Annotated in this window: 8 protein-coding genes and 2 pseudogenes; 7 read left to right on the top strand and 3 right to left on the bottom strand. The window is 65.4% G+C overall.

Annotation, left to right across the window (positions count from 1 at the left end):
• The 4 genes and pseudogenes from U9977_RS20225 to U9977_RS27130 all read left to right on the top strand — a co-directional run.
• A pseudogene (locus U9977_RS20225) lies at positions 1-207 on the top strand (hypothetical protein); the annotation flags it as partial.
• Entirely contained in the window at positions 208-492 is a 285-nt protein-coding gene (locus U9977_RS20220) for a hypothetical protein (RefSeq protein WP_322750859.1), read from the top strand.
• Positions 493-1,380: 888 nt separating this feature from the next.
• Positions 1,381-1,710 (top strand): annotated as a pseudogene (locus U9977_RS27135) (bleomycin resistance protein); the annotation flags it as partial.
• Positions 1,711-1,776: 66 nt separating this feature from the next.
• Complete coding sequence (locus U9977_RS27130; RefSeq protein WP_416210712.1) at positions 1,777-2,145, top strand: nuclear transport factor 2 family protein; 369 nt, start codon at positions 1,777-1,779, stop codon at positions 2,143-2,145.
• Positions 2,146-2,383: 238 nt separating this feature from the next.
• Here the strand turns inward: U9977_RS27130 and U9977_RS20210 are convergent, their stop codons facing one another.
• Positions 2,384-6,223 (bottom strand): SpoIIE family protein phosphatase, encoded by a 3,840-nt coding sequence (locus U9977_RS20210; RefSeq protein ID WP_322750857.1) that lies wholly within the window; start codon positions 6,221-6,223, stop codon positions 2,384-2,386.
• Between the two features lie 516 nt (positions 6,224-6,739).
• Positions 6,740-7,288: a MarR family winged helix-turn-helix transcriptional regulator gene (locus tag U9977_RS20205; RefSeq protein ID WP_322750856.1), complete on the bottom strand. Its 549-nt coding sequence runs from the start codon at positions 7,286-7,288 to the stop codon at positions 6,740-6,742.
• Between the two features lie 119 nt (positions 7,289-7,407).
• On the opposite strand from U9977_RS20205, the gene U9977_RS20200 reads away from it, so the two are divergent.
• The 3 genes from U9977_RS20200 (at position 7,408) to U9977_RS20190 (ending at position 10,306) form a co-directional block, all read left to right on the top strand.
• Positions 7,408-8,040: an FMN-dependent NADH-azoreductase gene (locus U9977_RS20200; RefSeq protein WP_322750855.1), complete on the top strand. Its 633-nt coding sequence runs from the start codon at positions 7,408-7,410 to the stop codon at positions 8,038-8,040.
• Between the two features lie 166 nt (positions 8,041-8,206).
• Entirely contained in the window at positions 8,207-9,196 is a 990-nt protein-coding gene (dapF, locus tag U9977_RS20195) for a diaminopimelate epimerase (protein WP_322750854.1), read from the top strand.
• A 102-nt stretch (positions 9,197-9,298) separates the two neighbouring features.
• The gene (locus U9977_RS20190; protein WP_322750853.1) at positions 9,299-10,306 is read left to right on the top strand and encodes a hypothetical protein; all 1,008 of its coding nucleotides are present in this window, start codon (positions 9,299-9,301) and stop codon (positions 10,304-10,306) included.
• Between the two features lie 104 nt (positions 10,307-10,410).
• Here U9977_RS20190 and U9977_RS20185 read toward each other — a convergent pair whose 3' ends face one another.
• Positions 10,411-10,845: a CBS domain-containing protein gene (locus tag U9977_RS20185; RefSeq protein WP_322750852.1), complete on the bottom strand. Its 435-nt coding sequence runs from the start codon at positions 10,843-10,845 to the stop codon at positions 10,411-10,413.
• Between the last annotated feature and the right edge of the window lie 551 nt (positions 10,846-11,396).

Here is an 11,396-nt window from a genome sequence, read left to right as displayed (position 1 = left end):
CTTCAGGGTAAATGGGTTTCAGCTATGCCAAGTAACTTGAACACGTTTAATGAAATGGTCGGAAGTGGTATGAATCTAGAGGATGCGGCCGCTAGTACCTTTACGGGAAGAATGGCGGCCCGATACGGATTTGCTGGCGTGCGGGTTGTGAAGGCGACTGGTGATCTGGGGCGCTATACAAACGTTCAGGTTCTATTTACCAGGTAGGTGATCGAGTTGCCGAGTCTGGTCGGCACTATTCGTCGCATGGTTTCGACAGGGCGGACATTCATGGATATCCTCGAGGCCCTGCGGCGAGACGACTCCTTTGTGTTAACTCCATTTAATTTGATGCGCGTCTTGAATGAAGCTCTTGGCATACCAATGATAGAGGTCCGCCAGATGCTTGAAATGTTTGATCCGGCTTTGCATCCGGTTGCCTCTGTGTTCGAGATCAACGACCGAGGCGAGTCTCTTTTTGCGCAGTTTAGGGAAGCGAATCGTTCTGGTTGAACCGTTCCGGGTTCTTTAGGTTATTCTGGCATGATCGTGGGCATGAACCGCCCCAGGTTCGGTGGAGGGTCGCACATGCTTCACGCTGCTTTCTTCGGAACATTTGTGCGTGCGGCGATGGCCGAGCTCCGCTGGTAATTAATCGGTAGATCTGTTGCGTATCTGTTGGGTAAAAGTAGCGATCTTTCCAGAATGTTCATGTTCGGATAGGCCTAGAAGGTTTTATACTGATTTTTATGTTTTACGGTCGACTGCTCTGGCAGCCCAAGGATCGGGTGCCCAGCGGAATGAAGATGGTCTTTCGTGTTGGGTTGATGACGGTGAGCGCACTGGTTGCGATCGCTGCGTGTTCACGACACTCGACGGCGGCGCATGTACCCATGCCTGTGCCGACGCCCTCCGTGCTCTCGACGGTTTCTGTTCCCTCGCCCGTGGCAGGCTCGACCGCCGACGAAGTGACGGCGTCGCCGAGCGCACCATCACCTGCGGTAAGTACCCAAGGCGCGGCGGAACGTCCGCCGGGCAGCAGTCCAACCAACGCCGGGAGCCAATCTCCGGCCAGTGGTAGGCGGGTTGTCGCCCGTCCGCACGCGACGCCGCAACCGTCAGCTCGGCAGATCCCACCCCTGCCGCTCCCCTCCCTCAAGCCGCTTGCACCGGCCGGGCCGATATGGTCGTCATCGACGAACATCGCCTGGCCGCCTGGCTGGTCTCCGCAGGGCAAGTCGTTGGTGCTCCAGGAGTGCACGCCGGGTACCTGCGGGGGTCCAGCCCCGATGGCCACCGGGACGCCCGGAACATCCGCCGGTGGTTGAGGCCGGGTAGCAACAGATTCTTGCGATTTTCGTTCTGGCCACCGCCCGGGGCCACAGTGGCACACTTGCCGGCGTGGACGAGGAAGCGATACCCATCCTGCACGTCACGAACGCCGATAGAGCCGTCGCCTGGTATACGCGGCTTGGTTTCGTCAAAGAGTGGGAGCACCGCTTCGAACCCGGGATCCCCGCATTCGTGTGCGTCGCAAGCGGCCGGGCGCGGCTCTTCCTGTCCGAGCACAACGGTGACGCCCGACCCGACACGCGGGTCTATCTCCGCGTACCGAACGTCGATGTGATCGCAGCGGAGCTGAACGCCGATGTCGAAAATACTCCGTGGAACACACGTGAGTTCGAGGTCCGGGACCCGGATGGGAACCGCCTTCGTGTCGGATCCCCATCATCCCCGAATGTCGCCGGCTGCGGGGCCGGTGGTACCGGTGGTACGGGCGTGGCCGGCGCCGAGGCGCTGCGTGATGCCGAACGGTGTCTTCAGCGGGCACAGTTGGCCTCGGATGTCGCGGCGCTGGATCGGTTGATTGACGACCGGCTTGTGTTCACCGGGCCGGACGGCAGGCATTACACCAAGCAGGACGATCTGCACGTCCACGGATCAGGCGGGCAGGCGATGACGCGCGTCGATGAGGAGGACCTCGCGGTGCTGGTGGTCGGCGACACCGGAGTGACCTGGTTCCTCGGCACCCTGGAAGGGATCATGGACGGCGAGCCGTTTGTCGCCCGGGTCCGTTACACCCGCACCTGGGTCCACGACACCAATGGATGGCGTCTGATCGCGGCACATGTCAGCCTCGCCGACGGGGACAGCGCCGGGCGTTGATTCAGGCGGTTCCCTTGGCGCGGCCGGTGGTCGGTGGCCGGTGCATGCGGCTGCGGGTGCGGGTGCGGCTGGCTCCGGCTGTAGCTCACGACTGAATCGTGCCGCGGCCAACGGCAAGATCGGCGTGAGTTTGTCGTCGGGTACGCCTTTCCGGCCGAAAAGCGTACACAGCGACAAACTCGCGCCGATCATCACCTGGGGCAGAGGTAGATCATAACCTGGGCCAGGGGTGAACGTTCTACGGGCGGCCGATCATGAAGGTGCACCAGACGGACTTGCCGCTGTCGGTGGTTCGCGCTCCCCAGCGATCCGCGATCAACGAGACGAGATGTACACCGCGGCCGTGCTCGTCGTCTGCGGTCGCTCGCCGCCGCCGTGGCAAGGTGGCACTACCGTCGCGGACGTCGAGAACCAGTTCGCCTCCGGCCGGTCGTAACCTCAGGTTCATGGGTGGTTTCCCGTACAGGATGGCGTTGGTGACGAGCTCGCTGACCGCCAGAACGACGTCGGCGGCACGCCCCGGTGGGATCCGCCAGGATTCCAGCGCCGCGGCAGCAGCCCGGCGGGCCTCCCGTACACCCTGACAGCTGTCGGGGATCTCCATGTGCAGGATGGGCTGACCGCCATCTGCTGACAACGTGCCATCTGCTGACAACGGCGGTGCGACCTGGACGAGCAGCAACGCGATGTCGTCGTCCTGGTCACCGGGGAGCATCCGGTCAACGAGCAGATCCGGTAGTGCGTTGAGAGGGATGTCGCGGGATCCGGCCAGGTATCCGCAGAGCTTGTCGATGCCGGCGTCGATGTCACGGCCGCGTTGCTCGACCAGCCCGTCGGTGTAGAGGACCAGCACGGCATCCCGGGGGAGGGCCACCCGCTGTTCGGTGAATTCCGGAAGATCGGCGCCCAGGGGAGGCCCCGATCCCTCGGTCAACTGGTGGACCGCACCGGTCGGGTCGATGAGCAGCGGGGGCAGGTGACCGGCACTGGCAAAGGTCAGAGAGTGGTCGAGCGGGTCGTGGACCGCATAGACACAGGTCACGATCGAGTCCTCGGAGAGATCGCGGACAACCCCGTCGAGCAGCTCAAGGAGATCCGCCGGCGGCAGGTCGAGGCGGGCGTAGGCACGCACCGCCGCGCGCAGCTGTCCCATGACGGCCGCGGCGCGCACCCCACGGCCCATTACGTCACCGATGACGAGCGCGGTTCGGCCGGCGCCGAGATCGATCACGTCGTACCAGTCTCCGCCGACCTCGGTCTCGCCTTCGGCGCGGTAGTACACGGCGGTGTGCAGCGTGCCGTGAACGAAGGATGTGGTGGGGAGAAGACTTCGCTGGAGCTCGGCGGCTATCCGGTGTTCACGGGCAGCCGATTGTTCGATCACCGCCGTCGTCCGCACCGCTTCCTCGGCCCGCCGTCGCTCGGTGAGGTCCAGACACGAGCCGATGTATCCGGTGAAGCGGCCCGCCAGGTCGAAGATAGGACGGCCGACATCAAGTATCCATCGGAAATCGCCGTCCGAGTGGCGCAGCCGATACTCCGTTTCGAAGGGCTTGCGGTCATCGAAGGCCTCGCGGTAGACGTTGACCCAACGATCGAGATCCTCCGGGTGCACACCGTCCGTCCAGGCGTGTCCCAGCTCCTGCTCGACTGTGCGACCGGTGAACGAAAGCCACGTGTTGTTGAAGTAGTCGCATCCGCCGTCCGTGCCAGACCGCCAGATCAGCAGTGGGAAGTCGTCGAGAAGGTGCAGATAGTGCGCGCCCACCCGGCGTGCCCGCTCCAGCTCCAGGTTTGCCCGCACCCGCGCTCGCAGCTCCGCGATCGAGAACGGTTTGGTCAGGTAGTCATCGGCCCCTGCCTCAAGCCCGGTGACCGCGGCATCCTCTCCTGCGCGCGCCGACAGCGCGACTACCGGCAGATGCGCGGTCGAGGCGTCCGCACGGATGGCGGCGAGCAGCGCGAAGCCGTCCACCCCCGGCATCATCATGTCGGTGAGTACCAGGTCCGGCGGAATGCTCCGGATTCGGCGGAGCGCCGCGGCCCCGTCGGCCGCTGCCGTCACGTCGTAGTCGTCGGACAGCAGCGTGACGAGGTAGTCACGCATGTCGGCATTGTCGTCCACGACCAGTACCCGCGCCCGGCCGTCATCGCTGTCTGGAGGTGGGCGCACGGCAGCAGCGTGCATGGGTCGGTCTGCCCCGTGCGTACTGCCCCCGGTGCCGCGGCTTCTGTCCCCGGCGTCGGGTTGCGGCCGGTTGGACCACCGCATCGCCTCGGCGAGAAGCCCATCCGCGGATTCGGTGAGAGCATCTGGAGGCGCGGACGTTCGGTCACCGTGGCCAGCGGCGACAACACTGTCGGTAGGCAGGTGTGCGTGACCGAACGGTAGTCGGACGGTGAAGGTGCTACCGGCTCCCGGCGCGCTCTGCACGCTGACACTGCCCCCGTGCAGAGCGGTGAGTTCGGCGACAAGCGCGAGGCCGATGCCCGCGCCTTCGTGCGAGCGCCCGCCGGCATTCGGGACACGACGGAACCGCTCGAACAGTCGGACCTGCTCGGCCGGGTCGATGCCGATGCCGGTATCGGTGACCGACAGTTCGGCCCAACAGGTCGGGCCCTCATCCACCGCGGCCACCCGGACACTGATGGTGCCGTGCAGCGTGAACTTGAGGGCGTTCGACAGCAGGTTGATGATAATTTTGTCCCACTGGTCACGGTCGATCCACACCGGCTCGGGTAACGGCGGGCAGTCCACCACCAAGGCGAGGCCGGCTTTTTCGGTCGCGGCTCGGAACATACGTGTCACGTCCGCGGTGTGGCTGGCCAGATCGACGGGCTCGTACTGGGGCTCCAGCCGGCCGGCCTCGATCCGGACGAAGTCCAGCAGGTTGTTGACCAGGCGAAGCAGCCGTAGCGCATTGCGGCGGACCAGCTCGACCCGTTCGCGTTGGACCTCCGTGAGCGGGAACCTTTCGTCGGTGAGGGCGTCCTGCGCAGGGCCCAGCATCAGCGTCAGCGGCGTACGGAACTCATGGCTGATGTTGGCGAAGAAAGTCGTCTTCGCCGCAATGAGTTCATCCAGCGCTATAGCTCGATCGCGTTCTGTCGCATATGCGGCCGCGTTCGACATCGAACTGGTGATCTGATCGGCGGCGAGGGAGAAGAAGCTGCGGTAGTCGTCGTCCCATGGGCGCCGGGGACTGACCCCCGCAACGAGAACTCCGCGCGCGCCCACCGCCCGCAGCGGCAGGATGAGCGCCCGTCTGACGACACCAAGCCGTGGCGCGGGCACTGCCAGCCCTTCGACCAGGGTCGGCTCGTGCTCGTCGAACGCCGCACGTGCTTCGCTGGGCAACGTCGTACTCGCCGCCTCGATGGTGTCCATGCCTTCGCAGGCGACGAGGTGGAGGGTGGGCGCATGGCCAGGTGCAGCCCCGTCACCAGTCTGGCCGTCATCGCGGCCGTCATCGCGGCCGCCGGCCAGATAGAGCAGCGCGAACGGAACATCGGCGCGGGCCTCGCCGAGCGCCGTGGCTGCCCGTTCCAGCACCTCCTGGGTGGTTCGCGCCTCGTTCGTGCTGGATGCCAGTGACCGCAGCGTCCGCAGCCGACGCGCACCAACCACCTGCGCGGTCGTCTCCGTGCACGCGCTGAATACACCGCCGACATGACCGGACTCGTCCCGGATCGGACCGTTGGAGAACGTGAAATAACACTCCTCCTGATAGCCGTGCCGATTCATGGGAAGCATTTCGTCCTCGTAGCGGAAAGCTCCTTCGCCGGCCAGCACCGTGGACAACATCGGCCTGATGGCATCCCATATCTCCGACCACACTTCCTCGGCTGGTCGGCCCATCGCGGACGGATGTTTGTCGCCGAGCATCGCCATGTAGGCGTCGTTGTAAATCTTCACCAGCCGCGGCCCCCAGAAGATAACTATGGGGAACCGGGACGACAGACAGATGCCGATGGCTGTCCGCAGAGCCTGTGGCCAGGCCCACGGGGAGCCGATCGGTGTCGCAGACCAGTCCAGGTCACGCATCAGGGCCCCGGTGGCGCCGCCCGCGTCGAACACCTGGGCCAGATCTGTTGGGAGCGCAGCCGTCGTCGTCGCAGCCGTCGTCGCGGCGGTTATGGCCGTTTCGGTGCTCCCGGTCGTGGACGTTTGACTGCTCTGGTGCTCCGTGCCTAGGTGCTCCGTCCGTAGGTGCTCCGTGCCTACTGGATACGGGCTGCCGGGGCCTGCGCCGGTGGAGCGCTCAGCGATGATGTTCGGGTCCTCCTGGCTTGCGCGTGACTGCCCAGGCGCTCGGCCCAGCCGGCCGCGGTCCATGTGCACTCCGGCGGCCGACTCCTGATCTGACGGCACCATGGCCCCCCGCACCCGACCCACAGCCGGGCCGGTCTGCTTCGGTCCTTCGGTAAAGACCCAGAAGATACCCGCGCGATCCCGATGGAAACCCGGTCGATGATCGCGTCCGTCGACACCATCGGAGGCGAGACCATCCGAAGGTCATTGGCGATGGAATGTTCCTTCTGGGATGCCGCCGCGACGCAGTCGGTGAGGGTGAGGACGGTGAAACCGTCCTGGTCAGGTTTCTGTCGCCGGTGCGTCCGGGCATGTTCCCTGGCCGGTGACCGGACCTTGCACCGGCGGCAGCCCTGAGGCGAGGACACCGGCGACCACGCGCCGTAGGGCGTCGGAAAAACTGATCTGCTCCTGGGCGGTCAACGGTGCCAGAATTTGTTGCTCGGCCAGGCGTAGGCGGGCGGTCACCTCCCGGAGTTGGGTGTGACCGGCTTCGGTCGGGCGGACTATGCGCGCCCGCCGGTCGGCCGGATCGGGGCACCGTCTGACCAGCGCACCGCGTTCGAGGTCGTCGATCAGGCGGACCATGACGGAGCGGTCGACACCGAGGCGGCGGGCGACCCCAAGTTGGTTGCGTTCACACCCGCCGGCCGTGGCCGAGAGCACCTGAAGCCCGCGTAGTCCGCCGGGAAAGTCCCCGACCGCGGCCTGTGCCGCCTGAAGGAACCCATGCAGGGCCTGGCTCAGCAACCAGCTGAGGTCTTCGTGGAGCTCCTCGGGCAGTACGGCCGCAGGCTCGGTCACCCCGACCCGTACTTCCGAATGGTCCACCCGTCCGATCCTACTGCTCGTCGTCTGAGATAGTCTCTGCACATGATGTGTGCCACGGAAGATGATTATCTGTCGGCATGATCTGATTTTGCATCTATCCACCACGGCAAGGAGATCGCGTGTCCACACTCCTGCACATCGATTCAAGCGTGAGCCCGGGCTCGGCGTCTCGGGCCGTCGCCGGCCAGTTCGCCGTTGCCTGGGCCGCCAGCCACGCGAATGGCACCGTCGTTCACCGGGACCTGGCCGCCACCCCGCCGTCACACATCAGCTGGGACGGCGTGACAGCCTCGATGACCCCGGACGAGGCGCGGACGGCTGAGCAGACCGCGGCCTGGCAGGCTCGCGAGGCGCTCATCAGCGAACTCGAGGCGGCCGACAGCCTGCTGGTCTCCGTCCCGATGTACAATTGGTCGATCACCTCGACTCTCAAGGCATGGATCGACAATGTGATCGCCCTCGGCCGGACGGTCGACATGACAGGCGGCCCCGGCGTGCTCACCGGCAAGCCGGTCACCGTCGTTACCGCCCGCGGTGGGGCGTACGGACCGGGCACCCCGCAGGAGGGTAACGATCACCAGGAGCCGTACCTGCGGCACGTGTTCGGGGCGCTCGGCGCGACCGACATCAGCTTCATCCACGTCGAACTGACGATGGCTGCGATCAACCCGGCTATGGCCGAGCTCGTCCCGCTGGCTGAGCAGTCGCGGGAAGCCGCGGAGAAGGCTGCACTGGCCCGCGCGGCAGCCTGACCGGTTCCGCCTGGCGCTCTGAACACCGCAGAGTGCCAGGCGCAGCAGGTCGTCGAACGCGGCGAGCGTGCGGTGGGCAGCGTCGGGATCGCGCGACCCGCCGGCGCCCGGCCCGTTTCCCGCCGTCGCATTACACTGAACCGCAGGTCGAGGTGGGAGGGCTGCGGTGAAGTTCGAGCTGCTGAAGGCGCATGGCTCAAGCAATGACATCTTTATTGTCGACGGTCGGCCCGGCGAGCTTTTTGCGACGACTGCTGAACTCATCGGATTCGTTCGGCTCGTCTGTGACCGGCAGGGTCCGCTGGGCAGCGACGGTCTGTATTTCGTGGACGATGCACGAGAAGTGCCCGAAGCGTTCTTCTTCAATCCGGACGGAACACCGGCCAAACTATGCGGTAACGGTCTGCGATGTGTTGGTCGACTCATCCTCGAACGTCGAGGTGTCGAGATCGTGGACGTGTCGACGGGCGGCGGCCGGTTCCGGGTTGAACGGATCGAGGACGTTGCTGCCGGCGTCCCCGCCGTGGCGGTAGAGCTTCCCCCGGTGACATTCCGGGCCGCGGACGTCCCGATCGTCAGCCCAGGCGCCGAGCACGTTGACACCACGATCGCGGAGTTGCATCCGCGGCTGCGCTTCACCGGTGTCGCCGTTCCCAATTCGCACCTCGTCGCGATTGTCGACGAGTATGACGAGGGCGAGCTGGTGGCCGTGGGCGGCGCGGCGGCGAAAATACCGCGGGTTCTCCCGGCCGGTGCCAACGTGTCGTTCATATGCCGGCTCTCGGGGCCGCGGGAAATCTTTGTCCGCACTTTCGAGCGGGGAGCCGGGCTGACCCCTTCATGTGGGTCCGGGGTGGTCGCGTCACGCATGGTGTATTCCAGGCTCGGTCATGTCTCTGCGGACGAGGCGGTCGTGGTCCGTAATCCGGGTGGCAGCTCGGTGTGCCGTGTCACGTCTGGTCCGGACGGTTCCCAGATCCCGCGGCTGGAGGGCAACGCGACCTTTGTCTACCGTGCGGTTGTCGACACGGAGCAGCTGCGGCGTGATCATCGCGGAGAGCTTGACGTCGAGATGCTGACCGATGAGATAGCCGCCTACGAGCTGTTCTACGAGAAAAACATCCGGCGAATCCGCGACAGCGGAATCATCGTATAAGAGCACCGTCCACGACGCAATAGCCCTGTTTCAATGTACACGGCGAGCGGTCTGTCCTACACTGAACGTCATAGGTCGTTTCGACTCGATGGAGTGTCGGGCATGATCTTTCTGCGTAGTCGACTGCTCGTCATGTGCGGCGGCGTACTCGCCTTGGTCGCCGGCGGCTTAGCCACGTCCTGCGGCGGAGGCGGTAGCCGGGACGGGTTGCCTCAGCCGACGTCCCCGACCAGCCGCGCGTCATCACCGATAGCCACTCCGACCCCGACCCCGACGCCCAGCCCGACTCCCACCACGATCACGTCAGGCGAATATCAGACTGCCCTCTCGGCGCTGGACTCTGCACTTGCCCCTCGGTTTTCGGCCGTCTTTCTCAGCGGTACGCCGGCTGCCCTGTCCAACGCGTTCAAGAGCGCCGCGGGCGAGCTGGGAACCCAGGGCCTGACGCTGTCGCGGATCCGACCCCCGGCCAACGTCGCGTCCGCCCATCAGGATCTTGTCGCTGCGTTGTCGGCGTTGAAGAGTGATCTTTTGAACCTGGCCGGCGATGCCCGTGACCACACACTGTGCACCGGCGGCGCTGGCATGCCGAGGGCTGCCAGCGGTGACGGCGCGCGGGTGCTGCGCGCGGCCGCGGCCGCGATCGCGTCTGCTGATCCCGCGCAGTCGTACAAGGTCGGGACGTTCATGCCGGCCGCCCAGCCGGACCTCAACCGCCAACCTGTCAACGGCAGTCTCGGCCCGGGAAAGCGTGGCGGTCTGGGTAAGCTGACCATCAAGGCGGCCACGACCGATGCGGTGATCAAGCTGACCGGGGGTGGAACGCTGATCCGGAACATCTACGTCCGGGCTGGTGCCACGGTGACCGCCGATGGCATTCCGGACGGGACGTTCGACGTGTTCTTCACCACCGGTACGGACTGGGAGGCTGCCGCTTCCCGCTTCACCCGGGACTGCGACTTCAGCAAGTTCGACCAGCCGTTGTCATACCAGACGAAGTACTACTCAACGCAGACTCAGTACACGACCTTCACCCTGACGCTGTACAAGAGCGTCGGCGGCAACGCCAGCACCAGCAGTGTGGATCCGGATTCGTTCCCGGTTTCCTGAGTTCCCCGCCCGTCCAGGCCGAATGATACGAGCGGGGAGCTGCTTTCGCGCATCGCCTGGCCCGAACAGTGACGTCAGATGAGGCGACGTCAGGTAAGACAAGGTCAGGTAAGGCGATCGGCGGGGCCGGACTTGATGGCCTCCACGAGTTGGCCCAGCTTGTCCTCGGGGAGGTTTCTCGCCAGGTCGGCCTCGCTGATCATTCCTACCAGCTGGTTGTTCTCGATCACGGGAAGACGCTTGATCCGGTGGTCCATCATCTGGCGCATGACGTCATCAAGGTCGGCGTTCGCGTCGGTGTAGAACGGCCGGCCCTGCGCCAGATCCCTGGCCCGCGTTGTCAGGGGGTCCTTTCCCTCAGCGAGGCATTTGATCACGATGTCGCGGTCGGTAATGATCCCACGAAGCTTGTTGTCCTCGCCGCAGATCGGCAGCGAGCCCACGCCGAGGTCCCGCATCCTGCGGGCGGCGTCCACTAGAGTCTCGGTCTCACCGATGCACTCGGCGTCCCGGTGCATGATCTGATGTGCGGTAGTCATGCGGATCCCCTCTCCTTCTGGCCAGATAGCCTGACCAGATCTGCGGACCCGCGGCGACCAGTGGTGCGTGCCGTGCCGCCGACCACCGCGAGCGCTCTCGACTACTCGGGGCCACCGGGCGCGCGTATGGAAGTATGATCACGCGACCGTTGGCCTACCCTTTGACCGACTAGGTGGTACCCCGGATGTGTGACCGCATGCCGCGGGCGGATGCGTTCACAGCCGGCAGCCCACCGGGTCACCTGGGTGACCCGCGACTGGTCTGGACCGCGACGCCGCGTCCCCTATTGCCAGGCGCTCTAAGGTGGCGACGCCGGTCGCGTCGTGAACGGCGTGAGATGTGCCCATATCAGGGCAGGTATCCGATGTCGTACGGTGGAGAAGGGGCGAATCGGTATGAACCCCTCGGGCAGACCCTGGGGCCTGTCGTGGTCGCGGCCGTTCAAACCGCACAGGCAGCCGCGAGCAGGTGGTGCACCGGCGGGCTGGCGACCCCCTCCGTCGCCAGCCCGCCGGTTCCGGCTATCTCTTCTCCCCCAGTTCCACCCCCC

This window comes from Protofrankia sp. Cas8 (assembly GCF_963555845.1).
Taxonomy (GTDB): Bacteria; Actinomycetota; Actinomycetes; order Frankiales; family Frankiaceae; genus Protofrankia.
The sequence above is the reverse complement of the archived record's forward strand: the minus strand, read 5'-3'. Positions and strand labels throughout refer to the sequence as shown.

Excerpts from the sequence above, each read along its gene's own strand:
- U9977_RS20190 (WP_322750853.1), top strand. The coding sequence starts at position 9,299 with ATGATCTTTCTGCGTAGTCGACTGCTCGTCATGTGCGGCGGCGTACTC.
- U9977_RS20185 (WP_322750852.1), bottom strand. The coding sequence starts at position 10,845 with ATGACTACCGCACATCAGATCATGCACCGGGACGCCGAGTGCATCGGT.